The organism is Streptomyces sp. Ag82_O1-12, assembly GCF_900182715.1.
Taxonomy (GTDB): Bacteria; Actinomycetota; Actinomycetes; order Streptomycetales; family Streptomycetaceae; genus Streptomyces; species Streptomyces massasporeus.
This window is the reverse complement of sequence record NZ_FXUW01000001.1, coordinates 5,231,468-5,257,002: the sequence shown is the minus strand read 5'-3', so window position 1 is coordinate 5,257,002 and position 25,535 is coordinate 5,231,468. Positions and strand designations below refer to the sequence as shown.

The 25,535-nt window shown below is 72.8% G+C and carries 18 protein-coding genes and 1 riboswitch; of the genes, 8 read left to right on the top strand and 10 right to left on the bottom strand.

Going from position 1 to position 25,535, the window contains the following annotated elements; genetic code table 11:
• Window positions 1-41 precede the first annotated feature (41 nt).
• Window positions 42-2,024, bottom strand: coding sequence for a cell division protein PerM (locus tag QOL88_RS24260; protein ID WP_257028082.1), 1,983 nt, complete (start codon window positions 2,022-2,024; stop codon window positions 42-44).
• A 113-nt stretch (window positions 2,025-2,137) separates the two neighbouring features.
• Here QOL88_RS24260 and QOL88_RS24255 point away from each other — a divergent pair, with 113 nt between their 5' ends.
• Window positions 2,138-3,478 (top strand): helix-turn-helix domain-containing protein, encoded by a 1,341-nt coding sequence (locus QOL88_RS24255; protein ID WP_097219440.1) that lies wholly within the window; start codon window positions 2,138-2,140, stop codon window positions 3,476-3,478.
• A 203-nt stretch (window positions 3,479-3,681) separates the two neighbouring features.
• Here QOL88_RS24255 and sucD read toward each other — a convergent pair whose 3' ends face one another.
• The 3 genes from sucD to QOL88_RS24240 all read right to left on the bottom strand — a co-directional run bounded on the left by sucD (window position 3,682) and on the right by QOL88_RS24240 (window position 6,702).
• Complete coding sequence (sucD, locus tag QOL88_RS24250; protein WP_097219437.1) at window positions 3,682-4,566, bottom strand: succinate--CoA ligase subunit alpha; 885 nt, start codon at window positions 4,564-4,566, stop codon at window positions 3,682-3,684.
• A gap of 21 nt (window positions 4,567-4,587) precedes the next feature.
• Window positions 4,588-5,766: an ADP-forming succinate--CoA ligase subunit beta gene (gene sucC / locus QOL88_RS24245; protein ID WP_030842026.1), complete on the bottom strand. Its 1,179-nt coding sequence runs from the start codon at window positions 5,764-5,766 to the stop codon at window positions 4,588-4,590.
• A gap of 513 nt (window positions 5,767-6,279) precedes the next feature.
• Window positions 6,280-6,702 carry a hypothetical protein gene (locus QOL88_RS24240; RefSeq protein ID WP_097219434.1) on the bottom strand — a complete coding sequence of 141 codons (423 nt, stop codon included), beginning with the start codon at window positions 6,700-6,702 and terminating at the stop codon, window positions 6,280-6,282.
• A gap of 744 nt (window positions 6,703-7,446) precedes the next feature.
• Here QOL88_RS24240 and QOL88_RS24235 point away from each other — a divergent pair.
• Window positions 7,447-7,635, top strand: a complete 189-nt coding sequence (locus QOL88_RS24235; protein ID WP_143668883.1) for a hypothetical protein — start codon at window positions 7,447-7,449, stop codon at window positions 7,633-7,635.
• A gap of 211 nt (window positions 7,636-7,846) precedes the next feature.
• Here QOL88_RS24235 and QOL88_RS24230 read toward each other — a convergent pair whose 3' ends face one another.
• The 3 genes from QOL88_RS24230 to QOL88_RS24220 form a co-directional block, all read right to left on the bottom strand.
• A complete protein-coding gene (locus QOL88_RS24230; protein ID WP_097219431.1) occupies window positions 7,847-9,013 on the bottom strand; it encodes a VWA domain-containing protein in 1,167 nt (388 codons plus the stop codon).
• A 136-nt stretch (window positions 9,014-9,149) separates the two neighbouring features.
• Window positions 9,150-11,549 (bottom strand): DUF5682 family protein, encoded by a 2,400-nt coding sequence (locus QOL88_RS24225; protein WP_097219429.1) that lies wholly within the window; start codon window positions 11,547-11,549, stop codon window positions 9,150-9,152.
• Window positions 11,550-11,676: 127 nt separating this feature from the next.
• Window positions 11,677-12,807: an ATP-binding protein gene (locus QOL88_RS24220; protein WP_030842011.1), complete on the bottom strand. Its 1,131-nt coding sequence runs from the start codon at window positions 12,805-12,807 to the stop codon at window positions 11,677-11,679.
• Window positions 12,808-12,952: 145 nt separating this feature from the next.
• Here QOL88_RS24220 and QOL88_RS24215 point away from each other — a divergent pair, with 145 nt between their 5' ends.
• Both QOL88_RS24215 and QOL88_RS24210 read left to right on the top strand, forming a co-directional pair.
• Window positions 12,953-14,305 (top strand): SWIM zinc finger family protein, encoded by a 1,353-nt coding sequence (locus tag QOL88_RS24215; protein WP_097219427.1) that lies wholly within the window; start codon window positions 12,953-12,955, stop codon window positions 14,303-14,305.
• A 133-nt stretch (window positions 14,306-14,438) separates the two neighbouring features.
• The gene (locus tag QOL88_RS24210) at window positions 14,439-16,118 is read left to right on the top strand and encodes a DUF5691 domain-containing protein (protein WP_097219425.1); all 1,680 of its coding nucleotides are present in this window, start codon (window positions 14,439-14,441) and stop codon (window positions 16,116-16,118) included.
• A 209-nt stretch (window positions 16,119-16,327) separates the two neighbouring features.
• Here the strand turns inward: QOL88_RS24210 and icmB are convergent, their stop codons facing one another.
• Complete coding sequence (gene icmB / locus QOL88_RS24205; RefSeq protein WP_097219423.1) at window positions 16,328-16,744, bottom strand: coenzyme B12-dependent isobutyryl CoA mutase small subunit; 417 nt, start codon at window positions 16,742-16,744, stop codon at window positions 16,328-16,330.
• 527 nt (window positions 16,745-17,271) lie between these two features.
• Between icmB and QOL88_RS24200 the strand changes: the two genes are divergently transcribed.
• Window positions 17,272-18,135 carry an esterase/lipase family protein gene (locus QOL88_RS24200; protein ID WP_097219421.1) on the top strand — a complete coding sequence of 288 codons (864 nt, stop codon included), beginning with the start codon at window positions 17,272-17,274 and terminating at the stop codon, window positions 18,133-18,135.
• Window positions 18,136-18,354: 219 nt separating this feature from the next.
• Window positions 18,355-19,932, top strand: coding sequence for a M23 family metallopeptidase (locus QOL88_RS24195; RefSeq protein WP_097219418.1), 1,578 nt, complete (start codon window positions 18,355-18,357; stop codon window positions 19,930-19,932).
• Between the two features lie 58 nt (window positions 19,933-19,990).
• On the opposite strand, the gene pcrA is transcribed toward QOL88_RS24195, so the two are convergent.
• Complete coding sequence (pcrA, locus tag QOL88_RS24190) at window positions 19,991-22,468, bottom strand: DNA helicase PcrA (RefSeq protein WP_097219416.1); 2,478 nt, start codon at window positions 22,466-22,468, stop codon at window positions 19,991-19,993.
• 328 nt (window positions 22,469-22,796) lie between these two features.
• A riboswitch (cyclic di-AMP (ydaO/yuaA leader) is annotated at window positions 22,797-22,955 on the top strand.
• 8 nt (window positions 22,956-22,963) lie between these two features.
• Here pcrA and QOL88_RS24185 point away from each other — a divergent pair.
• Together QOL88_RS24185 and QOL88_RS24180 are read left to right on the top strand one after the other, a co-directional pair.
• Window positions 22,964-24,139, top strand: a complete 1,176-nt coding sequence (locus tag QOL88_RS24185; RefSeq protein WP_097219414.1) for a C40 family peptidase — start codon at window positions 22,964-22,966, stop codon at window positions 24,137-24,139.
• A 78-nt stretch (window positions 24,140-24,217) separates the two neighbouring features.
• On the top strand, window positions 24,218-25,159 hold the full coding sequence (locus tag QOL88_RS24180) for an SLAC1 family transporter (protein WP_097219412.1): 942 nt from the start codon (window positions 24,218-24,220) through the stop codon (window positions 25,157-25,159).
• On the opposite strand, the gene QOL88_RS24175 is transcribed toward QOL88_RS24180, so the two are convergent.
• Window positions 25,137-25,490, bottom strand: a complete 354-nt coding sequence (locus QOL88_RS24175) for a hypothetical protein (protein ID WP_097219410.1) — start codon at window positions 25,488-25,490, stop codon at window positions 25,137-25,139. The two genes, QOL88_RS24180 and QOL88_RS24175, sit on opposite strands and share 23 nt — an antisense overlap.
• Window positions 25,491-25,535 lie beyond the last annotated feature (45 nt).

Below are 25,535 nucleotides of genomic sequence, written 5' to 3'. Positions count from 1 at the left end.
GTCGACCGATGGCTGATGCCTGATGACTGACGGCTGACGTCTCAGGTGCTCTCCGGCGGGGCGGACCGGTCGGAGGGGGCCGGGTCGGACGGCAGGAAGTCGTAGAGCCCGAAGCCCGTTTCGCGGTCCTGGTCGAGCGGGCCGTAGAGGGCGTCGTGCTCGAAGGGATCGAAGGGCTCGTAGGGGGCGTGAGGCGCGAGGGGCGCGTTCGACGCCGGGTCCGTGGTGTGGGACGACGGCATCCTGCCCATCGGCGCGGCATCAGGCCCGGCGTGCCCGACACCCCAGTCAGCGCCCGGGCCCCCGGCTCCCCAGAAGACCCCGGCGTCGTCGCCGCCCCCGGATCGCCCGGAACCCCGCGTGCCCGCGGCTCGTCCGGCGCCCCGAGGCCCGTCAGCGGCTCCAGCACCCCGAGTGCCGTCCACGACCCCGGCACCCCAGAAACCCTCGGCGCCCTCGTCACCCGCGGATGACCCAGCAGTCCGAGAGCCGTCGGCCCGTCCTGCACCCCGGGTGCCGGCCACGCCCCCGGCCACTCCCGCGATCCCGGCCACTCCCGTGCGCGTGAACCGACCGCGGCCGAGCCGGGCCCCCTTCCGCAGCCGTCCGGCCCCGTGGGTGCCCTCGGCCCTGTCCTCCCGCTGTTTGCCGATCTTCGGCTCCTCCGCCCGGGCCGACCGGCACCGCCAGGCCCGTACTCCCACCGCCGTCGGGATCGCCAGCGGCCCCAGCCAGGCCAGCGTCGCGGCGGCGGCCTGCCACCAGACCGGGCCGAACCGGGACAGCACGCCGGCACCGAGCGGGCCGCCCGACAGCCCGGCCAGCACCGCGAGCACGGCAGCGCACAGCATCGACGCCAGCGCGGCGGCACGGACGGTGCGGCCGGTCGACCAGTCGGCCGCCCGCGTGCTGCCCGGCCCTGTCCCACCACGCTCCGCCGACACCGCACCCGTGGCCACCGTCCAGCCCACGACCACCGCGGCGACCACCGGCACCGCCCCGGCCGCCCAGTGCAACGGCGCCCCTTCCCCCGCCTCCGGTACCGCCGCCAGCAGTGGAAACGGCGGCAGGAACGGGGCCGGCGCCGAGGCCAGCGGGCCGACCGCGTGGCCGGTGCCGAGGGCGAAACCGGGACCGAGGGCGTAGGCGGCGCCCCACACCGCCGCGTTCGGGAGCAGGGCCACGCACAGCAGCAGCACGGCGAACCGCCCCGACCACCCCTCGGTCAGCCGGAGCAGCGACGCCTGGGTCGCCGCACCGTGCCACGCCAGCGACCCCACCACCAGCAACGCACCACCCCCCAGGAGCACCGCCACCCCGGCCGCCGAGGCCCGGGCGGCGATGCCGGGACGCCCGTCCGGGCCGAGCACCAGGGGGCGTACTCCCGCCGGCAGCACGCCCAGCAACCGCCGCAGCGGCCGGCCCGGACGGCCGTAGGCCGACCACACGCCCGCCCCCGCCGCCACGACGGCGACCAGCGGGAGGCACACCACGGTCCACACCCACGACGGCCGCAGCACACCCCCGGCGGCGTAGAGGGCGGCGGGCGCGGCGACGCCGAGGTAGCCGAGGACGACGCCCGTCCACGCGGTACGGGGGGAGGTCAGGGGCCGGCTCGCGGCGACGGCGAGGCTCCCCTCGTCGTCGCTCTCACAGTCGTCGTCCTCGCCTTCACCCCCGCCGTCCGTGGCGTCCCGTCCCGCCCGGTGCAGCAGCCACACCGGCAGGGCGAGCAGCAGCAGGGGCGGGACGCCGAGGGGGGCGGGAACGCCGGAGAGCGTGTCGGTGCGGACCAGCTCGGCGCCGTGCGCCAGCAGCCACAGCGCCGCCGCCACGTGCATGGCGCCGCCGGGCCCGCTGTCCGGGTACGGCGAGAGGATCCACAGCAGCATCACGAGCATGGCGAACGACGCGAGCCCGAGGCCCGCCGCGAGCGCGCCACCCGTGAGGCCGCCGGCGAGCCCGGGCGAGTGGTCACGCATCCGGGTGAGCAGGGGTGACGGCGAACGTCGGCGAGCGGTCATCTCGGTCACGCCGCCATGCTCCCAACGACACGCGCTTTACCGGCGTAACAGGCGAACCCTCGCTGTGTCGCTCAAAATACGTTTATGTACTTTTTCGGACGGAGGGGCGCCCTGTGACGCAGAGCCCTGCCCTGCCGCTCCCACCGCCCAAGGAACGCCGACGCCTGCGTGAGGCAGCCTCGCTGACGCGGGCTCAGCTGGCCTCCCGGGTGGGCGTCACCGGTGAGACGGTGCGCGGATGGGAGACCGGCCGTGTCACGCCGCGCGGCCGCAAAGGGGAGAAGTACGCGAAGCTGCTCAACTCGCTGGGTGACGAGTCGGAGGTGACGCCACCTCAGGACGACGCCGTCGATGACGACGTCCCCGAGCCGGCACCCCCGGCCGCGGTCTCCCGGCGAACCGCCCGGGCCCCGCGCAAGGCCGCCGCCATCGACCGGAAGCGACCGCCCGCCGCGAAGGACCGGGGACGCGGCCCCGCCACCGTCCCGGACCACGGCCACACCCCCGTCGCGGACCACAGCCGTCCCCCCGCCCCGCACCACAGCCGCACCCCCGCCCCGCACCACAGCCGCACCGCCGTCCCGCACGGACACCGCGTCATCCTCACCGAACGCCGACGTACGACACCCCCGCACCGCCCGGACGACGCCATCACCGCGCTGACCCCCGATCAGGCCTTCGACGCGCTCTACGCCTTCTGCGCACCCGCGCTCGTCCGGCAGACCTATCTGCTGACCGGCCGCCGTGAACTGGCCCGGGAGTCGGTGGAGCGGGCCTTCCAGATCGCCTGGCAGCGCTGGCCCGAGGTGGCCCGCGACCGCGACCCGGCGGGCTGGGTGCGCGCGCTGGCCTACGAGTGCGCCCTCTCCCCCTGGCACCGGCTCCGGCTGCGTCACCGGCACCCCGAGCCGCCGCCGGCCGACGCCTTCGACCGGGCGCTGATGGACACCCTGCTGCAGCTCCCGCCGTCCTACCGCCGCACGCTGGTGCTCTACGACGGCGTCGGGCTCGGCCTGCCGGAGACGGCGGCGGAGACCGAGGCGAGCACCCGCGCGGCCGTGAACCGGCTGGCACACGCGCGCGAGGCGCTCGCCGAGCGGCTGCCGGAGCTGGCGGACCCGGAGACACTGCACTGGCGGCTGGTCGAGCTGGCGTCCATCGAGCGGCTGCGGGCCGCGAAACCGCCGGTCGTGCGGAAGGGCGGGGAACGCAGGGCCCGGTTCTGGACCCGGGCCGCCATCGCCTTCACGGTGGCCCTGATCGGCACCACGGCCCTCACCGTCCGCACGGCCCCCACCCACTACGAGCCACCGGTGCCGGCGGGAGAGACGGTTCAGGGCGTACCGCCACCGGTCGCGCCCGGACCACTGTCGGAGTCGGAGCAGGAACTGCGCGCGAAGCTGCGCGAGGAGGAGCAGAAGGGACCGGACCGGCTGCTTCCGCAGCCGCGGTGACCGGCTGCGGAAGCGCGGATACGGCAGTGGGCCCGCCCCCTGTGCAGGGACGGGCCCACCGATGAGCTCCGCGGCTCAGCCATCCGGCGTCATCCAGCCGTCCGGCGTGGATGCAGCCGTCCGGCGTGATGCAACCATCGGGCGTCATCCAGCCGTGCGGCGTGATGCAGCCGTCGGGCGTGATGCAGCCCTTACGGCGTGATTCAGCTGGCGAGGATCTCGCGCGCCAGCTTGGCCGTCTCGGTCGGGGTCTTGCCGACCTTGACGCCGGCGGCCTCGAGGGCCTCCTTCTTCGCGGCGGCCGTGCCGGAGGAGCCGGAGACGATGGCGCCGGCGTGGCCCATGGTCTTGCCCTCGGGCGCGGTGAAGCCCGCGACGTAGCCGACGACCGGCTTCTTCACGTTCTCCTTGATGAAGGCCGCGGCCCGCTCCTCGGCGTCGCCGCCGATCTCACCGATCATCACGATCAGGTCGGTGTCGGGGTCGGCCTCGAACGCGGCGAGCGCGTCGATGTGGGTCGTGCCGATGACCGGGTCGCCACCGATGCCGACGGCCGAGGAGAAGCCGATGTCACGCAGCTCGTACATCATCTGGTACGTCAGCGTGCCGGACTTCGAGACCAGGCCGATGCGGCCCGGCTTGGTGATGTCGCCCGGGATGATGCCGGCGTTGGACTGGCCCGGCGTGATGAGACCGGGGCAGTTCGGGCCGATGATCCGGGTCTTGTTGCCCTGGGACACGGCGTACGCGTAGAACGCGGCCGAGTCGTGGACGGCGATGCCCTCGGTGATGACGACCGCGAGCGGGATCTCGGCGTCGATGGCCTCGACGACGGCGGCCTTGGCGAAGGCCGGCGGGACGAAGAGGACGGACACGTTGGCGCCCGTCTTCTCGATCGCCTCGGCGACCGTGCCGAAGACCGGGATGTCGTTGCCGTCGATGTCGACGGACGTGCCCGCCTTGCGGGGGTTCACGCCACCGACGATGTTCGTGCCGTCGGCCAGCATGAGCTTGGTGTGCTTCATGCCCGTGGCACCGGTCATGCCCTGGACGATGACCTTGCTGTCCTTGTTGAGGAAGATAGCCATGGCTGTTTAGTCCCTCGTCCCTTACTTCGCAGCCGCGAGCTCGGCGGCCTTGTCGGCCGCTCCGTCCATGGTGTCCACGCGCTGCACCAGCGGGTGGTTGGCGTCGGAGAGGATCTTGCGCCCGAGCTCCGCGTTGTTGCCGTCCAGACGGACGACCAGGGGCTTGGTGACTTCCTCGCCCTTGTCCTTGAGCAGCTGCAGCGCCTGGACGATGCCGTTGGCGACCTCGTCACAGGCGGTGATGCCACCGAAGACGTTGACGAAGACGGACTTGACGTCCGGGTCGCCGAGGATGATCTCCAGGCCGTTCGCCATGACGGCGGCGGAGGCGCCGCCACCGATGTCGAGGAAGTTGGCCGGCTTCACGCCGCCGTGCGCCTCACCGGCGTACGCGACGACGTCCAGGGTGCTCATGACGAGACCCGCGCCGTTGCCGATGATGCCGACCTCACCGTCGAGCTTGACGTAGTTGAGGTTCTTCTCCTTGGCGGCGGCCTCGAGCGGGTTGGCCGCGTCCTTGTCCTGGAGGGCCTCGTGCTCCGGCTGGCGGAACTCGGCGTTCTCGTCCAGGGAGACCTTGCCGTCCAGGGCGATGACCTCGCCGGAGGCGACCTTGGCCAGCGGGTTGACCTCGACGAGGAGCGCGTCCTCTTCGATGAAGGTCTTCCACAGGGTGACCAGGACGTTCTCGACCTTGTCGGCCACCTCGGCCGGGAAGTTCGCGGCCTCGACGATCTGGCGGGCGACCTCGGGGGTCACGCCCACGTTGGCGTCGATCGGCGTCTTGGCGACGGCCTCGGGGCGGGTCTCCGCCACCTCCTCGATCTCCATGCCGCCCTCGACGGACGCGATGGAGAGGAAGGTGCGGTTGGCACGGTCCAGGAGGAAGGAGACGTAGTACTCCTCCACGATCTCCGGGGCCGTCTCGGCGATCATCACCTTGTGGACCGTGTGGCCCTTGATGTCCATGCCGAGAATGTTGGTGGCGTGCTCGACCGCCTCGTCGGCGGTCGCCGCCAGCTTCACGCCGCCGGCCTTGCCGCGGCCGCCGACCTTCACCTGGGCCTTGACGACGGACTTGCCACCGAGGCGCTCGGTGGCTGCGCGGGCCGCCTCAGGCGTGTCGATGACTTCACCGGCCAGCACCGGTACATCGTGCTTGGCGAAGAGGTCCCTCGCCTGGTACTCGAACAGGTCCACGCGCTTCCGTCCCTATCAGTGATCTCGCGGTTCGTTGTCTGCGTGGGCGTGCCGCGAGGGCAACGTGACGTCCGCTGTCTGTCACAAGGGAGGCGCACACGGTGTCCGAGCGCGCGGCATGTCCGTCTCGCAGGTTATCCCTGCTTCCGGGGGGCCTCTAAATCGAGGGTCACACCTGAGCGGTGATACCTGTCACATGATGCCGTGCTCTCTGGCACGGCGTGCCGGGTGTGAGGAGCGGGTGAGGGGCCTCACCGGGCTGGGGTTGGCCCGGTGAGGCCCGCCGGACACCCCCGGAGGAACGCGAATGCCCTGTTCAGGGCCCGGCCCTTCCGGGGCTCGGGTCGGGTGGCCCCCACCCCAATGGGGACCGATCGACCCCTCCACGAGGTTTCGGCCTCGGACCACCGACGGCTTTCGGCCGTCCGGGCGTGACGTCTCGTGAAGAGCTGGGGGATCTCTCCGCCGCAGAGGGCGGGCCGACGACGGAAAAGCCTCGGCGCTCTGCCCGTACTAGCCGGGGAAGAGGGGGATGTCCTGGTGGATGCCCCGGGCATCGGCCGCGTCGGTACGGGCCACGAGCCCGGGTACGAGCGTCAGCGGCACCCGGAGGCCCGGGGTGACGGCATGGACGTCGCCGTGCCGCGACGAGCCGCTGTCGGCCAGGGACCGGTTGCCGAGCGCCCCGTCGGGACGACCACCGGGCGAGTGGTCGGCCGGGGTGGGTCCGACGTGCGTGGGCTTTCCGGGGTGGGTGGACGGCCCGGAGTGGCTGATGTGCCCGGTGTTATGTGCGCGTCTGACGTGGTGCGTGTGAACACCGGGAGCCATCGGGCCGCCTGCGGGTGCCGCGTGGGGCTCGTTGCCGTGGCCGGCGGCGCCCGGTGTTCCGGCCTGCCGCGACGGCCCGGTCGCGTCGACCACCGGCGTGGTCACCCCACCCGACTGCGGGCCGGCCGTGTCCGGGGCGGGGAGAGGGAGAGCGGGGAGGGGGAGAGCGGGGAGGGGAGGCGAGCCTGGGAGCGCGGGGTCACTGCCCGGGAGTGCGGGCAGGTCCGGAAGACCCGGCAGGCTCGGAGGGCTCGGAAGGCTCGGAGGGCTCGGCAGGTCCGGAAGACCCGGCAGGCTCGGAGGGCTCGGCAGGCTCGGCAGGCCCGGCAGCGAGGGTGAGTCGGGCAGCGCTGGCGAGGGGGGCAGGGCGGGTGAGCCGGGCAGCCTTGGCAGGCTGGGCAGGGCGGGTGGGGCTGGGAGCCCTGGCGAGGGTGGGACTGGGAGCCCTGGCAAAGAGGGCGGTGTCGGCGAGGCGGCTGGAACCCTGGGGTTCGGCAGAGCCGGGAGGTTCGGCAGAGCCGGGGGGTCGGCTAGCACGGGGAGGTTCGGCGGAGCCGGGGAGTGCGGCAGAGCCGGGAGGTCGGGCAGCACAGGGCGCGACGAAGGCTTGGGCAGCGCCGGGTGCGACGGCTCCCTCTGCGGCTCCGGCCGCCCCGCGTGCGACGCCCGCTCGGACGACTGCGACTGCGACTGCGACTGCGACTGCGACTGCGAGGACGATGGCAGGGCCGACGGCGATGGTGGCGACAGCGACGGCGGTTTCACCCGGCTGTCTGCCACCCCCTCGCTCGCGGCCCCCTCCGCGTCACCGGCAGAGCGCCCGAGCCGGTCCCGCGCACCCCCCGGGACGTGAACGCCGCCGATGACCTGCCCGCCCCGCCCCTCCGGCAGCGCCCCTACGCCGCTCTCCGCATACGCCCGCTCCCCGCACAGCAGCCCGATGGCCAGCAAGCCACCCACCAGCAGCGCCACTTGGAGCGCACGCCGCCCGGCCGCTGTGCGCAGCGCGCGCAACGCGGCATCGGGCAGGGCTGCTGACCAGGTCAAGAGGGGGAGCTTCCTCCCGTGCGACGGAAGCGGCACTGCCCGGCCGGCAGCACGCACGGCCGAGCAGGCGCCGATCCTCGCACGGGAGTGCGGAGGTTGCGCAAGCCCTTGCTTACCGATGGCCCGTCATGTCCGTTTTGCTGCGCCAAGTCGGACGACGGCACGTCGACACGGCGTCATCTGCCTCCTCCCGCCGGGCCCTTCACGCCGCGTCCGGTATCGGCAACGGGCGCTTCTCGATCGCGGCCGCCATCACCTCCGGGAACAGATCGGGCGTGCAGGCGAACGCCGGTGCCCCCAGCGCCGCGAGCGCCGCCGCGTGCTCCCGGTCGTACGCCGGTGCCCCCTCGTCCGAGAGGGCCAGCAGCGTCACGAACTGCACACCCGCCGCCTTCATCGCGGAGGCCCGCTTGAGCATCTCGTTGCGGATGCCGCCTTCGTAGAGGTCGCTGATCAGCACGACCACCGTCTCCGCGGGCCGGGTGATCTGCGACTGGCAGTAGGCGAGCGCCCGGTTGATGTCCGTGCCACCGCCGAGCTGTGTGCCGAACAGCACGTCGACCGGGTCGTCCAGCTGGTCCGTGAGGTCCACGACCGCCGTGTCGAAGACGACGAGTCGCGTGGAGATCGTCCGCATCGAGGCGAGCACCGCCCCGAACACCGAGGCGTACACCACCGATGCCGCCATGGATCCCGACTGGTCGATACAGAGGATGACCTCCTTCTTGGTGGACCGGTTCGCCCGCCCGTACCCGATGAGCCGCTCCGGCACGATCGTTCGGTACTCGGGCAGGTAGTGCTTGAGGTTGGCCGCGATGGTGCGGTTCCAGTCGATGTCGTGGTGGCGGGGCCGGTTGATCCGGGCGCTGCGGTCGAGCGCGCCGGTGAGGGTGGCCCGGGTGCGGGTCGCCAGCCGCTTCTCCAGGTCCTCGACGACCTTGCGCACGACGGCCCGGGCCGTCTCCTTCGTCGTCTCCGGCATCGCCTTGTTGAGCGACAACAGCGTGCCGACGAGATGCACGTCGGCCTCGACCGCTTCCAGCATCTCCGGCTCCAGCAGCAGCGTGGCGAGACCGAGCCGGTCGATGGCGTCGCGCTGCATGACCTGCACGACGGAGGACGGGAAGTACGTGCGGATGTCCCCGAGCCAGCGCGCCACCGACGGCGCCGACGCCCCGAGCCCCGCCGAACGGTCCCGGCCCCCCTGTGACCTGCCGTCCTTTTTGCCGTAGAGCGCGGTGAGCGCCCCGTCCATCGCCGCGTCCCGCCCCGACAGCGCGCAGCCGGTGCCGTCCGCGGAGTCCCCTCCGAGCACGAGCCGCCAGCGCCGCAGCCGCTCCTGCGCCGGGTCCGTCGCCTCGGCCGTCATCCCCGTCCTTCCTTGCGAGGCCGTTCCCACAGCGGGATCACCGGCACGGTCGTCGCAGGCCGTACTTCCACCCGGAGTCCGCCCGTCGCGGTGTCCCCCGCCGGCGTCGTCGTCCGCTCCCTCAGTGCCACGGTCGTCATACCGTCACCCCCGCCAGGTCGTTGTCGGTGTTCTCGTCCACGTCGTCCAGCCCGAGCAGCAGCCGTACGACCGGCAGCACGGCGTCCGCGCGCTCCAGGTCGAGGTCGGCCGCGAAGCCCGGTGTCCTCGCGCCTGCGGCGGCCGCGCCACCCCCGGCCCCCGGCCCGCGCCGGACCAGTTCACCGAGGGTCCGGCGCACCCCGGGCTCGTACGCCGAGAACGTCCGCCGCAGCAGGGGCAGTACGTCCGTGAAGGCCTCGGCGGGAACCCCGGTCAGCCACGCGTCGACCAGCCCGAGCAGCCGCTCGTCGTGCACCAGGAGCAGCCCGCCGCCGGAGCCCCCTCCGACGAAGCCCTCGATCCACGCGGCCGCGTCCGTCGGCGGTGTGCCCGGTGACAGGACGAGTCCCATCAGCAGGGCGGCTTCGTCATGGGCCAGCTCCCCGTCGTCGAGCAGGAGCCGCACGGCCCGCCCCCGGATGACCCCGGGCACGCTGTCCCGCCCGGACAGCACCCGCAGCACCGACTGCCAGCGGCCTCTGAGCCGGCCGTGTCCCGTCGCGGGCGCGTCGCCCAGGAGGCCCACGGCCTGGTGCACCGCCTCCACATGGCGTCGCATCTCGTCGGCGGCGTCCGCGTCGAGCGCGGCGCAGGCCGGGGGCAGCCCGACGAAGACCCGCTCGGCCAGTCCCGCGGCGACCTCTGCCAGGGCACCGGTGTCCGTGCCGCGCACGTCGCCGTAGCGCAGGGAGCGGACCAGGGCCGGGAGTGCCTGGGCGAGATGGCCGACGTCCGTGTCGAGGGCCGCCCGGTCGGTGAGGATCCGCATCACCGTCGGCAGTGCGCCGGGCAGTTCGGCCAGGAGGCAGTGCTCGGCCAGTGCGGTGACGTCGGCGAGGCCCTGCGCGGTGACGGCGTCCGTCTCGGCCTTGGCTGTCGCGGCGGACAGGACGGTCGTGCCCCACACTCCTGCCTCGGCGATCCGAACGGACAGCTCGGGCTCCCAGCGCAGCCGCCACGTCTCCCGGAAGGTGCCCGTGCTGCCCCGCGAGGCGGCCGGTTCGCCCCATGCGATGCCGAGCAGCCGCAGCCGGTGCAGCAGTCTGCTGCGGGCGGCGTCGTTCTCCTTGCGCAGGTCGAGCTCCAGCTCCCTTTCCAGCGCCTCCGGCTTCAGGCGCAGCCGGCGTTGCAGCCGGGCGAGGTCGCGCTGCAACGGCACCGCCGGCGCGGACGGCGGCACCTGCCCCAGCACGTCCCCCACGACCAGCCGGTCCCGCACCAGTTCCAGCGGCACGTCCGAGCCCTCGCACATCACGGCCCGCACCGCGTCGGTCGTCTCGCTCAGGCCGGGCAGCGGACGGCCGCGCATCGCGGCGAGGGTCTCGGCCAGCCGTACCGCCTCGATGACATGGGCGGAGGAGACGATCCGGTCCTCGGCGCGCAGCAGCCCCGCCACCTTGGTCAGCCACCGCTCCACCGGCCGATCGGGGGCGCTGAACAGGTGTCCGTACCAGCCGGGCGAGTCGATACCGGCGCCGTACCCGCTGCTCCGGGACAGCCGCCGGTGCGTCCACGGCACCCAGGTCAGGTCCGTCTTGACCTTGGGAAGCCCCTTGAGCAGCGCCTTGTCGGCGGCGACGGTGGTCTTCCGCCGCAGTGCGGGCACGTGCCAGGCCCCGCAGACGACGGCCACCGCGTCGTCGAACTCCCGCTGCGCGGCCCGCACCTGGAGCCGCATGTACGCCTCCCGCACCAGGTCCCGGTCGTGCCCGCCGCTGCCGTAGGTCTCCCGGAGTGCGCCCATGGCCTCCTCCAGCGCGGTGAACGGCGCGAGGGCGTCGCCCTCCCCCGCACCCCGGTGCTCCACGACGTCCTCCCACCAGCGCTCGGGGTCGTCGTAGCCGGCGGTCTCGGCGAGCACGCGGAGCGGATCGATCCGCAGGGCGGCGGGGCCTGGGCCGGTGTCGCCTTCCTCCGCCACCGTCTCTGCGTCCAGCGGGCGTTCGCCCTCCGGCGCCTCCGCGTCCTCCTGGCTCCCCCAGGCCAGTGTGTGCGTGGCCGGCAGGTCGATGAAGCGGGCCGGGACGTCGTGGTCCAGGGCCCAGCGGAGGGCGACCCATTCCGGGGAGAACCCGGCCAGGGGCCAGAACGCCGAGCGGCCGGGCTCGTCCACGGCGTGGGCGAGCAGGGCGACCGGTGGCCGCATCTCCTCGTCGGCGGCGAGCGGGATCAGGGCGTCGGCCTCGGGCGGCCCTTCGATCAGCACGACCCGCGGCCGGAGCTCCTCCAGCGCCGCCCGCACCGCCCGTGCCGACCCGGGCCCGTGATGCCGCACCCCGAGCAGCACCGGCCCCGCCCCGGCCCCCTGGCCCACGGCGCTTTCCACACCGGTCACTTCAACCCCCTCCCGCCCCGCACGTCCCCACCCGAACCCGCCGCCGGCCGCCGCCCCACCGCGCGAGGCCACCGCCCCACCGCGCGGGGCCGTCCTCCCACCGCCCGCGGCTCCGGCCCCGTGTCGCTCACACGCTCACCTCACGGCAGGCCCGGTAGAAGTCCTTCCAGCCGTCCCGCTCGCGGACCACCGTCTCCAGGTACTCCTGCCAGATGACCCGGTCCGCCGCCGGGTCGCGGACCACCGCGCCGAGGATGCCCGCGGCGACGTCGCCCGGCCGCAGCACGCCGTCGCCGAAGTGAGCCGCCAGGGCGAGCCCGTTGGTGACGACGGAGATCGCCTCGGCCGTGGACAGCGTGCCGCTGGGCGACTTCAGCTTCGTCCGGCCGTCGGCCGTGACCCCGTCGCGCAGCTCGCGGAAGACCGTGACGACCCGGCGGATCTCGACCAGCCCGTCGGGCGCGGCCGGCAGGTCGAGGGAGCGGCCGATCTGGTCGACGCGCCGCGAGACGATGTCGACCTCGGCCTCGGGGCTCTCCGGCAGCGGCAGCACCACCGTGTTGAAGCGGCGGCGCAGGGCGCTGGACAGGTCGTTGACCCCGCGGTCGCGGTCATTGGCCGTGGCGATCAGGTTGAAGCCGCGGACCGCCTGTACCTCCTGGCCGAGCTCCGGTATCGGCAGCGTCTTCTCCGACAGGATCGTGATGAGCGTGTCCTGCACGTCGGCCGGGATCCGGGTCAGCTCCTCGACGCGGGCCGTCATGCCCTCCGCCATGGCCCGCATCACCGGGCTGGGCACGAGGGCGTCGCGGCTCGGGCCGTGGGCGAGCAGCTGCGCGTAGTTCCAGCCGTAGCGGATGGCCTCTTCCGGGGTGCCGGCGGTGCCCTGCACCAGCAGCGTGGAGTCGCCGCTGACGGCCGCGGCCAGGTGCTCGGACACCCAGGTCTTCGCCGTGCCCGGCACGCCGAGCAGCAGCAGGGCGCGGTCGGTGGCGAGCGTGGTGACGGCGACCTCGACGATGCGGCGCGGGCCGACGTACTTGGGACTGATCACCGTGCCGTCCGGCAGCGTGCCGCCGAGCAGGTAGGTCGCGACGGCCCACGGCGACAGCTTCCAGCGGGCCGGGCGCGGCCGATCGTCCTGGGCGGCCAGCGCGGCGAGTTCCTGCGCGAAGGCGTCCTCGGCGTGCGGTCGCAACGCCTGGGCGGCTTCCGTCTCCCCCGCTTCGACGGACGTCGGCTCCACGGACACAGTCATGGCAAAGTCCCCCTCCAGCTCGGCCGGTTCGGATCTGGCACCAACGTTGCACCACCCCACTGACAATGCGTCCCGACCTGCGAAAACGCCCTGCCGAGGCCGCTCGCGGACCCGATTGTCAGTGGCGGGATCTACCTTCGATGGCATGACTCAGCAGGGGGTGCGCTGGACCGCGGACCAGGTGCTGGCACTGGCGCCTGACGCCGCATCACGCAAAGCGGGATGCAAACTCGGCGCGGCAGGGCCGTGGTCCGAGGCGGGGAGTTCCGACGAGGGGACGGTGTGGGGGCTGTGCAAGGGCAGCGGAAGCAAGCCGTATCAGACGGTCGTGGACATCGCGGACGCCTCCGGCCCCGCGTACAAGTGCAGTTGTCCGAGCCGCAAGTTCCCGTGCAAACACGCTCTCGGGCTGCTGCTGCTGTGGGCCGCCGACGACGCGGCCGTGCCGCCGGGGCAGGCCCCGGAGTGGGCCGAGGAGTGGGCGGCGGGGCGGCGCAGGCGCGCGGAGAAGAAGGCCGGGGACGTCTCCGGTGCGCCGTCCGGGTCCGCTGATCCGGAGGCGGCGCGGCGCCGGGCGGAGCGCCGGGCCGAGCGGGTCACGTCGGGCGCGGTGGAGCTGGAGCAGCGTCTGGCCGATCTGCTGCGCGGCGGCCTGGCGACCGCGGAGCAGTCGGGGTACGGCCTCTGGGAGGAGACAGCGGCCCGCATGGTCGACGCCCAGGCACAGGGTCTGGCGGGCCGGGTGCGGGAGTTGGGGGCGATCCCGTCCACGGGTGCGGGCTGGCCGGTGCGGCTGCTGGAGGAGTGCGCGCTGCTGCATCTCCTCGGTCAGGGCTGGCTGCGCCGCGAGCGGCTCCCGGACGGCCTGGCCGCCACGGTCCGCTCCCGCACGGGCCTTCCGGCCTCGGCGGACGGCCCGCCGCTGCGCGACCGCTGGCTGGTCCTCGCCCAGTACGACACGACGGACCCGCGCCTGACGACCCGCCGGATCTGGCTGCACGGCGCCGACTCGCACCGCACCGTCCTGCTCCTCTCCTATGGCGCCGCGGGCCGCGCCCCGGAGCTGGCGCTGCCGGTGGGGCTGGCCCTGGAGGCAGAGGTGTCCGCGTATCCGGGTTCCGGGCAGCCGCGGGTGGCCCTGGGCGAGCAGTTCGCCCCGCCCGCGCCGGCGTCGATACGTCCGCCGGGGATGACGACGTCCCAGGCGGCGGCCCGTTACGGCGACGCCCTGCGCGACGATCCGTGGCTGGAGTCCGTCCCGGTGACGCTGGACCGGGTCGTTCCGGCCCCGGACGGAGAGGCCTGGCAGCTGGCGGACGCCGATGAGGACGCGGCGTTGCCGCTCACTCCGGCCGCGCGCTCCCGGCCGGGCCTGTGGCGGCTCGTCGCCCTGTCGGCCGGTGCCCCGGTCAGAGTCTTCGGCGAATACGGCCACTTGGGCTTCACCCCGCTGACGGCCTGGCCCGAGGGCCCGGGTGACGCGGTCGCGCTGTGCTGAGCCGACGTCGGTCTCGCCCACGGCGCTGCAACCGCTCACGCCCATCCCACAGATCCAAGAATCTTTCAGGCATCACGGGACAACCGGTAAGGGCGAGCCTTCAACCACCGGGCGCCCCGCGGAAAGGAACCTCATGACCAGGACCTCCGCTCCTGTGGACGCGCCCGGCGCGGACGTCTGGGAGGGGCTCGTCACCACCGCGCTGCTGGGCACCGACCGCCGCACCCCGCCGGGCACCGCGCCGGGCCCGGACGCGCCCGCGGCCCTGCTGGACGCGGCGGCCGTGGAAACCGTACGGCGCCGGGCCGGTCGGCGTCCGGCGCGGGCGGCCGAGCGTCCGCGACCCGCCCCGGAGGACCCGCGTCCGGCCCTGCCCCCGGCGGCCGCCCGCAGACTCGCGATGCTGCTGGCCGACCGCCCCGGCCCGTCCGGCGGCGGCCGGCGGGGCGCCGCGCCCGATCTGACGGAGCTGCTGCCGCAGTGGCTCGCGGTGGCGAACGCCCGTGGGTTCGCACCGCCCGCGCAGGTGCTCCCGGCGCTGCTGGACGCGGCCCGGGGCCGTACCGATCTGCGCCCGGCGGCGCTGGAGTTCGCGGGGCCGCGTGCCCTGTGGCTGGCCCGGCTGAACCCGGACTGGCGGTTCGCCCTGCGCGCGAGCCCGGGCGGCGGAGCGGCCCTGCCGCACCCCGAGGACGACGAGAGGGTCCGGCAGCTCTGGCAGGAGGGCCTGTTCGCCGAGCGTGTCGCCCTGCTGTCCGCCCTGCGCTCCCGCGAACCGGCCGCCGCTCGCGACCTGCTCGCGTCGACATGGGCGATGGAACGGGCCGAGGACCGGCTGATGTTCCTCGACTCCCTGCGCGCGGGCCTCGGCCCGGACGACGAGCCGTTCCTGGAGCAGGCCCTGGCCGACCGCAGCCGCAACGTCCGGGCGACCGCGGCGGAACTGCTGTCCGCCCTGCCCGGTTCGGCGCTGGCCGCGCGGATGGCGGTCAGGGCGGGGGCGTGTGTGGCCATCGACCACATGCGGACCGCGCGGCCCGGAGGGGCCGGCGTCGAGGACGCGGAACCCGCCGGAGCCATGAAGAGCGCTCCGACGATCGCCGTCGAGGCCCCGCACGAGTGCGATCCGGGCATGGAACGCGACGGCGTGGTGGCGAAGGCCCCCGCGGGGCGGGGGGAACGGTCCTGGTGGCTCGGTCAGTTGGTGGAGGCGGCCCCGCTCGCGACCTGGCCGCGGCGGCTCGGCGGGCGCACGCCCCGGGAGATCGTGGCGCTGCCGGTGGCGGACGACTGGCAGGGCGAACTGCACGCGGCGTGGTGCCGGGCGGCCGTGCGCCAGCGGGACGCCGAATGGTCACGGGCGCTGCTCGGCGAGCCGTCGGCGCCGGACGCGGGCGGACCGGGTGCGGTGTCCCTGGCCGAACGCGCCAAGCTGCTCGGCACGCTGGGCGCCGCCGAACGGGCCGAGTGGGTGGCCGGTTTCATCGCCGCCCACGGGTTGTCCGAGGCCTTCCAGCTGCTCGGGGTGTGCGCGGTGCCGTGGGCGGCGCCGCTCGGCCGGGCGGTGGTGGACGCGCTCAACATCGCTCGGGACGCGGGGAGTTATCCATGGAGTTTCAGCGGAGTCATGGGCCTGGCCGAGCGCTGCCTCGATCCGTCCGAGGCCTCCCGGCTCGACGCCCTGCTGGCCGTGCCCGACGAGCCGGAGAACGCGTCCCCGGGAGCCGGCGGCTACTGGGCGGAGGCCTTCCAGCGCCTGGTCACGACCCTGCGCCTACGCGCGGCCATGACCGAGGAGCTGGGAGGGGCCTGACCCTCGTCCGCGGCTTCGGCGAGGCGCGCCGCAATCCGCTGCCCGACTCTCTCCACACGGCATCCGGCACCAGGTGCCGCCCGAGTCCCGGCCGCTTTGACGCCCGCCGACGACCTGGGCGGCCTCGGGAAACAGTCGTCGCGCCCCGCCGAACCGGGGACGCACCGGCCCCGGCCGGACAAGGGGGCCCGGACCGGGCCGCCGGCGTCCTACGCCTGCGCGGGCTGGCGGGCGTTGGTCCGGACCCAGTCCACGATCGCCCCCGTCGTCGCGCCCGGGGTGAAGATCTCCGCGACGCCCTTCTCCTTCAGCAGGGGGATGTCCGCCTCGGGGATGATCCCGCCGCCGAAGACGAGGATGTCCTCCGCGTCCCGCTCCTTGAGCAGTTCGATCACCGCGGCGAAGAGCGTGTTGTGCGCTCCGGAGAGGATGGACAGCCCGATCGCGTCGGCGTCCTCCTGGATCGCCGTGTCGACGATCTGCTCGGGAGTCTGGTGAAGGCCGGTGTAGATGACCTCCATACCGGCGTCGCGCAGGGCCCGCGCGATCACCTTGGCCCCGCGATCGTGGCCGTCGAGCCCCGGCTTGGCCACCACCACGCGGATCGGACCGGCTGCCACACCCATCACTGCCTCCATGAAGCGACTACATCCATCCGTACCGACAAGTACCGCACACATCGGGCAAGCCGTACACGCCGCACCGCACGGACACCCCGCCCCGAAACGTCCGGGCAAGTGAACGAACGTTATCTCCAGGATCCCGCAACCGGCAGTTTCGCGGTGGATAGCGAGGGGGAAATCACACGATGGGACAAGCGCAAGGGGAGCCGCACCGAGGTCGCCGTATCGCCGCATCCACCACGCACCGCGGCGGGACGGCGCCTCGGCGAAGGAAAAGGCACGCAGGGCAAGCACCGCACGCAGGGCACGCAAGGCAGACACGGCGCACCAGCGGGGAGCCTCGTCACCCCACCGATCGGGGACCTCCGTCGCACCACCGGCGTCACACACGCCACACGCCGCGCTCTACCCCCGCAGCTCACGCGGCTCACGCCGCTCTCGCGGTCATCGCCGGCCGTCTTCGCAGCTGCTTTCCACGAGGGCACACGGGGGGCGGAGGCGTCCTCCCGCGTGCCGACAGGAGGTCGGCCATGAAGGTCACCAGGGCGGCTCTGCCCTTTCTTCCGTTCTGCGAGCGCCTGCTGCCGAGCAGGCTGGCGGGACTCTCCCTGGCTCTCCTGAAGGCCACCGCACTGGAGATCGCGATCCTGGCCGGGCATCTCGTCCTCTACCCCTCCGGCATCACCCAGGAGCGGCGCGCCCCCGTCCCGGCCCTGCCCGCGGACGGCACCGCCCAACTGCCCACGGAGGCCAAGCCGCCGGTCCTGCTGCTGCACGGCTTCATCGACAACCGCTCGGTCTTCGTCCTGCTGCGCCGCAGCCTCGCCCAGCACGGCAGGCAGCAGATCGAGTCTCTCAACTACTCGCCGCTGACCTGCGACATACGCGCCGCCGCCGAACTGCTCGGCCGTCGCATCGAGGAGATCTGCGAGCGCACGGGGGCCGGGCAGGTCGATGTCGTCGGGCACAGTCTCGGCGGCCTGATAGCGCGTTACTACGTGCAGCGGCTCGGCGGCGACGCACGCGTGCGGACCCTTGTCACGCTCGGCACGCCGCACTCGGGGACCCGAGTGATGCCCGTGGCGAACGCGCACCCCATCGTGCGCCAGATGCGCCCCGGCTCACCGGTGCTCGAGGAGCTCGCTTTGCCCGCCCCTGACTGCCGTACGCACTTCGTCGGTTTCTGGAGCGACCTGGACCATGTGATGGACCCGCCGGAGACGGCCTGCATCGACCATCCCGACCTGATGGCGCAGAACGTGCGCGTGACCGGCATCGGTCATCTCGCCCTGCCCGTGCACCCCGCCGTCGCCAACGGCATACGGCAGGTCCTCGACACGGCCCTCCCGGGTGAACCGTCCACCGAACACAGCGCCGGTCTGACAGTGGCCTGAGACTCGTCATACAGCGATCACTCGACACCACAGCACCGATCAAGCTCGAACAAACTTCGAACACAGAGCCAAACCCGTGCCCGCCGTCCGCCAAAACACGGCCGAATGCCCGTTTCCTGCGCGCGCGAAACCTGCAGAAGATTGTCGTGCCCGCGTACCGCCGGGTACAGTCGCCGCACTGCTCTGGCAGCCCCTGTTGTCGAGGCGAAAGAGAAGTTGGTGAACGACCGTCACCCGTCGGGGACCATGACCCCGGCTCCGGCTTCCGACGCCGCCTCCGCGCACTACGCGCCGTACGGCACCCAGGAAGCCCAGTACGGCGACTTCACCACGTACGGCGACTACGCCGCCACCGGTTTTGACGCCACCGGTGCCCACGTCACCGGTACCCAGGGTGCCGGTTTCGACGCCACCGGGCACGCCACCGCGAGCTTCGCGACCGACCCCCTCTTCGGCGACATGCCGGGCAGCGGCCAGGACACGGGCGCCTACGACACCGGCCACTGGCCCACCGGCACGCACGAGAACGTGCACTACGACGCCTACGCGGCCCAGCACCACGCCGCCTACGACACCGGCGTCTACGACACGACGTCCTGGACGGCCGAGCAGCAACCGATGTCGGCCATCCCCTCCCAAGCCCCCTCCCCCGACGCCACCGGGCAGTGGGACGCGGGCGCCTGGCTCCAGCCCGACCAGGGCGGCAACCCCGCCGACCACACCCAGCAATGGGAGTGGGGCACGCAGACCTTCGACACGGGCGCCTACGACGCGACGCAGTGGAACTCCGACGGCACCGCCGTATCGGCCCCCGACGCGTACGAGCACCCCGCCGAAACCTTCGACCAGCACGAGACCACGCCGTTCGACCAGCTCGAGACCGCGACGTTCGACCAGGTCACGTACGACGAATCCGCCGGGACGGACTACCGCGGCCCCGCCGCGGACGGCGGTGAGCCGACCGCCACCGGCGAACTGCCCGTCGTCGCCCCGCTGCTGGACGGCCAGGAGGACGTCACTCCGGCCCCGTCCTCCCGGGCGGCCTCGCGCGCCGGGTCCCGCTCCCGCCGCCGTACGCCCCCCAAGCGCTCGGCGCTGATGACCATCGCGGTGCCCTCGGCCTGTGTGATGGGTGTCGCCGGGATCGCCGCCGCCTCCGTCGGCGCGTTCTCCGACGACAGCGCCGCGGAGGCGCAGACGACCGCGGCGGACGCGCAGCCGGTCAAGCCGGCCGCCGCCAACAACAAGCTGGACACGCAGTTGCAGAGCCTGTCCGCCGGCGCCGACGACTTCGCCGACCGGGCCAGTCGTACGCAGGAGCGCATCGACCTCAAGGCCCAGCAGGCGGCCGAGAAGAAGAGGGCGGCGGAGGAGGCGGCCCGCAAGGAGCGGCTGCGCCCCAAGTTCGCCCTGCCGGTCGCGCGACACGGACTCAGCGCCACCTACGGCCAGTCCGGCATCAACTGGATGTCCCTGCACACCGGCATCGATTTCCCGGTCTCGTACGGCACGACCGTGATGGCCGCGACCGACGGCACCGTCCGCACGCAGTGGAACAGCGCGTACGGCAACATGCTGATCCTGACCGCGAAGGACGGCACGGAGACGTGGTACTGCCACCTCTCCACCTACACGGTCCCCTCGGGTACGACCGTGAAGGCCGGCGATCCGATCGCGCGATCCGGCAACTCCGGCAACTCCACCGGCCCGCACCTGCACTTCGAGGTGCGCCCGGGCGGCGGCTCGGCGATCGACCCGCTCCCGTGGCTGCGCAGCCACGGCATCGACCCGGCGTAACGTCCCGGCAGCCCCCGTCCGTCGAGCGGACAGGGGCCCACCGGCCCGTCTCAGGGCGCTACAGCTTCTCCACCGGCGCGTACCGCAGCAGCAGCCGCTTCGGCTTGGTGTCGCCGAAGTCGATCGTCGCCTCGGCGTTGCCGCCCGTGCCCTTGACCCCGACGACGGTCCCGAGTCCGAACTGGTCGTGCGTGACCCGGTCCCCGACCGCCAGCGACACCACGGGCTTCTCGGAGGTGCGGCGCGTGGCGAAACCGGAGGCGCCCGACGCCGACGAGCGCGAGCGGGACGACGACAGCGAGGCCGCCACCGCCGAGACCGGCCCGGAGGACGCGGGCGCGGTCCCTCCCGTCCGCTTCCACTCCACGTGGGTCGGCGGGATCTCCTCCAGGAACCGGGAGGGCGGGTTGTACGAGGGCTGGCCCCAGGCGCTGCGCAGCGTGGACCGGGTCAGGTAGAGCCGCTCCCGCGCGCGGGTGATGCCGACGTAGGCCAGGCGCCGCTCCTCCTCCAGCTCCTTGGTCTGGCCGAGGGCGCGCATGTGCGGGAAGACGCCGTCCTCCATGCCGGTCAGGAAGACGACGGGGAACTCCAGGCCCTTGGCGGTGTGGAGGGTCATCAGGGTGATGACGCCGTCGCCGTCCTCCTCGTCGGGGATCTGGTCGGAGTCGGCGACCAGCGCGACCTGCTCGAGGAAGTCGGACAGGGTGCTCTGCTCCTCCTCGCCGCGCTCCTGCTCGAACTCCATGGCGACGGCCGCGAGTTCCTGGAGGTTCTCGATCCGGGTCTCGTCCTGCGGGTCGGTGGAGGCCTGGAGCTCGGCGAGGTAGCCGGTGCGCTCCAGGACGGCCTCCAGCACCGTGGCCGGTCCGGCGCCGGACTCGACGATGGTGCGGAGGTCTTCCATCAGCGTGTTGAACCGCTTGACGGCGTTGGTGGAGCGCGCGGCCATGCCGTACGCCTCGTCGACGCGCTTGAGCGCCTGCGGGAAGCTGATCTTCTCGCGCTGGGACAGGGCGTCGATCATCGCCTCGGCGCGGTCGCCGATGCCCCGCTTGGGGACGTTGAGGATCCGGCGCAGCGGCACCGAGTCCTCGGGGTTGGCGAGCACGCGCAGGTAGGCCAGGACGTCCCGGACCTCCTTGCGCTCGTAGAAGCGGACGCCGCCGACGACCTTGTAGGGCAGGCCGACGCGGATGAAGATCTCTTCGAAGACACGGGACTGGGCGTTGGTGCGGTAGAAGACGGCGACGTCGCCGGCCTTCGCGTCGCCCGCGTCGGTGAGACGGTCTATCTCCTCGGCGACGAACTGCGCCTCGTCGTGCTCGGTGTCGGCGACGTAGCCGGTGATCTGCGCGCCCGTGCCCGCGTTGGTCCACAGGTTCTTGGGGCGGCGGGATTCGTTGCGCTCGATGACGGCGTTGGCGGCGCTGAGGATCGTCTGCGTGGAGCGGTAGTTCTGCTCGAGAAGGATCGTCGTGGCGTCCGGGTAGTCCTCCTCGAACTGGAGGATGTTGCGGATGGTCGCGCCGCGGAAGGCGTAGATCGACTGGTCGGCGTCACCCACCACGCACAGCTCGGCGGGCGGGACCTCCGCCTCGGGCGGGACGTCGACGGGGTGCTCAAAGGTGCCGACGAGCTCGCGGACGAGGGCGTACTGGGCGTGGTTGGTGTCCTGGTACTCGTCCACCAGCACATGGCGGAAGCGGCGGCGGTAGTGCTCGGCGACGTCCGGGAAGGCGCGCAGCAGGTTGACCGTCGTCATGATCAGGTCGTCGAAGTCGAGGGCGTTCGCCTCGCGCAGCCGCGACTGGTACATGGCGTAGGCCTGGGCGAGGGTCTTCTCGAAGCCGTCGGTGGCCTGGGCGGCGAAGTCCTCCTCGTCGATCAGCTCGTTCTTCAGGTTGCTGATCTTGGCGCTGAAGGACTTGGGCGGGAAGCGCTTGGGGTCGAGGTCCAGGTCGCGGCAGACCAGGGCCATCAGGCGCTTGGAGTCGGCGGCGTCGTAGATCGAGAAGGAGGAGGTGAAGCCGAGCTTCTTGCTCTCCCGGCGCAGGATGCGCACGCACGCGCTGTGGAAGGTCATGACCCACATGGCGTTGGCGCGCGGGCCGACGAGCTGCTCGACGCGTTCCTTCATCTCGCCGGCGGCCTTGTTGGTGAAGGTGATCGCGAGGATCTGGCCCGGGTGCACGTCCCGCTCGGCGAGCAGGTGGGCGATACGGTGCGTGAGCACCCGGGTCTTGCCGGAGCCGGCTCCGGCCACGATGAGCAGCGGGGAGCCGGAGTGGACGACGGCGGCGCGCTGGTTGTCGTTCAGCCCTTCCAGCAGCGCGGCGGAGTCGATCACCGGGCGGGGGGCGCCGTCGCGGTAGTAGGCGTCCCGGTCCGGGGGCGCGTCGAACTTCCCGCCGAACAGATCGTCCGGAATCGACTCCGGTACATGATCGTCCTCGGGTGGCGGCGGGGGCTCGTCGGCCGGGCCCCGCTGGGCCTGGAGGTTCGCCAGGAAGCTGTCGTCAAAGAGGCTGCTCATCGCTCTCCGAGTCTAGGGCGCCCCACTGACAGCCCGCCGCCGCCCTGAGAACATCGCCCCGCACCGGGGCCCCCGGCCGACCGCCCGGCGGCGCATTGTCGCCCTCCATGACCACATGATCACGCCCTGCTACACCCTCGCAATTATGGACGACTTGCAACCAATCCCCCTCGATCACTCACTCTCGGCAACGCTCATGCGTAAGGTCACGAAAATGTATCGGGCATATCACCCATCAACCTTCACAGGGGCCACACGAGTTGGCTACCGTGCGACCAGGCCGCATGACCCCCACCGGCGAACGTCGCCGGGCCGCGCGGCCTCCGCCGAGTCCGGCGCGCCGCAGCGGCAGCCGGAGCCGGGGACCCAACCGTGAACCTGGGGTGAATCGGCCCGACTCCCTGTACGGAGACGGCCGTAGGGCAAACCTTCCGAACCACCCGCCCGAACCCGACAGCTAACTCGGTAGGCGGAACGTGGAAGGAGTCGCCTCCCTTGGCGTCGCACCGCAAGTCGCGTCCTACGGGTACGCGCGTGGCAGGCATACGGACCCCCGCCCTCGCAACGGCGGCCCTCACCTCCGTGGCCCTGCTGTCCCAGTCGGCCAACGCCGCCCCCGAGGCCGACGACAAGCCCAGCCTCGAGGAAGTCGAGAAGAAGGTCGACGACCTGTACCGCCAGGCCGAGTCGGCGACCGACAAGTACAACGCGGCCAAGGAGAAGACCGCGAAGCAGCGCAAGCGCGCCGACACCCTCCTCGACGACGTCGCCGAGCGCACCCAGAAACTCAACGAGGCGCGCGAGGAGCTCGGTTCCTTCGCCTCCGCCCAGTACCGCACCGGCGCCGCCGCCCCGGACACCGCGACGTTCCTGCTCGCGGACACCCCGCAGGACTACTTCGACCAGACCCAGCTGATGGACCGGATGACCGGCCGCCAGAAGGTCGCGGTCGACGACTACGTCACGCAGCAGTCCGAGACGATGAAGAAGCGCCAGGAGGCCACCGAGAGCCTCGAGACGCTCACCGACTCGCAGGACGGCCTGAGGACGGCCAAGGCCACCGTCCAGCGCAAGCTCGCCGACGCGCGCGAGCTGATGTCGAAGCTGACCGCCGAGGAGAAGGCCCGGCTCGCGGCGATCGAGAAGGAGAAGCGGGCGGAGGCCGCCCGCAAGGCCGACGAGCTGGCCCGGCAGCAGGCCGCGCAGCAGAAGGCGCGGGAGGAGGCGGCTCAGCAGCAGGACAGCGGGTCCTCCTCGTCGGGGCCGGGCTCCGGCTCGTCCTCCTCGACGGCACCGGCCGACTCCTCGTACGCCACCAAGGCCGACAAGGCGCTCGCCTTCGCCCGGGCCCAGGTCGGCAAGCCGTACGTGTGGGGCGCGGTCGGACCCGGCTCCTACGACTGCTCCGGCCTCACCCAGGCCGCCTGGAAGGCCGCGGGCGTCACCCTGCCGCGTACGACCTACGACCAGGTGAACGCGGGCACCACGGTCCCGCTCTCCCAGGCCCGGCCCGGCGACCTGGTCTTCTTCTACGACGACGTCACCCACGTCGGGGTCTACATCGGCAACGGCATGATGATCCACGCTCCGAAGCCCGGCACGTACGTGCGCGAGGAGTCGATCTACTACGACGGCGAGTCCGCGATCCACAGCGTGGTGCGCCCGGCCTGAGAAGTCCCGCCACGATTTTGAGGGGCACACGCGCGTGCCCCTCTCGTAACCCGCGCGGCGCTCTCTAGCATCGGCGCTATGTCCGGTCCCTCCCCGTTTGCCACCTGGTGGGCGACGTATGCGCTGGCGACCGGCATCGTGTCGGTCGGTCTCGACTCGGCGGGGTACGACGTCCTCTCCCGCATCGCCCTCGGCCTGGCCTGCGCGGCCTGGCTGGTGGCGGCCGCGGGCCTCGCCCAGCGGTGGCACGGCGCGTGGCGGGCGGAGACGCCGGCCGCGCTCACCACGGTGGCGGCGACCGCCGTCCTGGGCACCGGCTTCTCCGCGGCCGGCCTGCAGTCCCTCGCCGAAGCCCTGCTGGCCCTCGCCATGCTGCTCTGGGCGGTGCTGCTCACCGCGGAGGCCCAGGGGCGGCGCGGAACGGTGTTCCTGCGCTGTGTGGCCACCGAAGGGCTCGCCGTGCTCGGCGCGACGCTCGCCGCGGCGGACTCGGCGGCCTGGCTCGCCCACGCGGCCCTGGTGCTGTTCTGGCTGGGGCTCGCCCTCTACTGCTTCGCCCTGTTCCGCTTCCAGCCCCGGCAGGTGGAGGAGGGGCGCGGGGACCACTGGCTCTCGGCCGGCGCCCTCGCCGTCTCCTCCATGGCCGGGGCGAAACTCCTCGGCGCCGACAGCTCGCGCCTGTACCTGTGGAACGAGGAGAACACCAGCGCCCTGCGCACGACGACCGTCACGCTGCTCGTGCTCGCGCTGATCGCCTGCGTCGCGCTGCTCCTCGCCGAGCTGTTCTGGCCCCGGCACCACTACGACGTGCGGCGCTGGGCGACCGTGTTCGCCGCGGTGGTGACGGCGGCGGCCACCCTGGCGGTCGCCGCCGCGCTCGACGTCGCCTGGCTCGACGCCGCCGGGGAGGTGCTGCTGTGGATCGCGGTGGCCGCCTGGCTGGGGTGCACCGCCTGGGCTCTCGCCTCCTCCCGGCCCGGCGCCCGGCGCTCCCGGGTCAGGTCCAGAGGACGGCGATGAAGATGTTCGCCGTGGTCAGCAGACCCACCAGGCCGAAGAGGCCCTTGTCCACCTTCTCGTCGTCCCGCTTCACGTAGACCAGGCCGAGGATCACGATCAGCAGGGCCAGCTTCACGCCGATCTTCATGTTGTTCACGGACTGGTCGTCCGCCTGGTTGAGGCCGACCAGGATCACCCCGGTGACCAGCATCGTGAGCGCGCCGTGCAGCATCGCGGGGCTGAAGCGGGCGGTACCCTCGCCCATCGCCTTCATCTGGGTGAGGAAGCCACCCAGGAGCGAGGCGATGCCGATGATGTGGAGGCCGACGAAGAGGTGGATGAGTACGTCCATGAGGCCGGAGCCTAACCAGGGGCTCCGAGGGCACCCGACACCGGC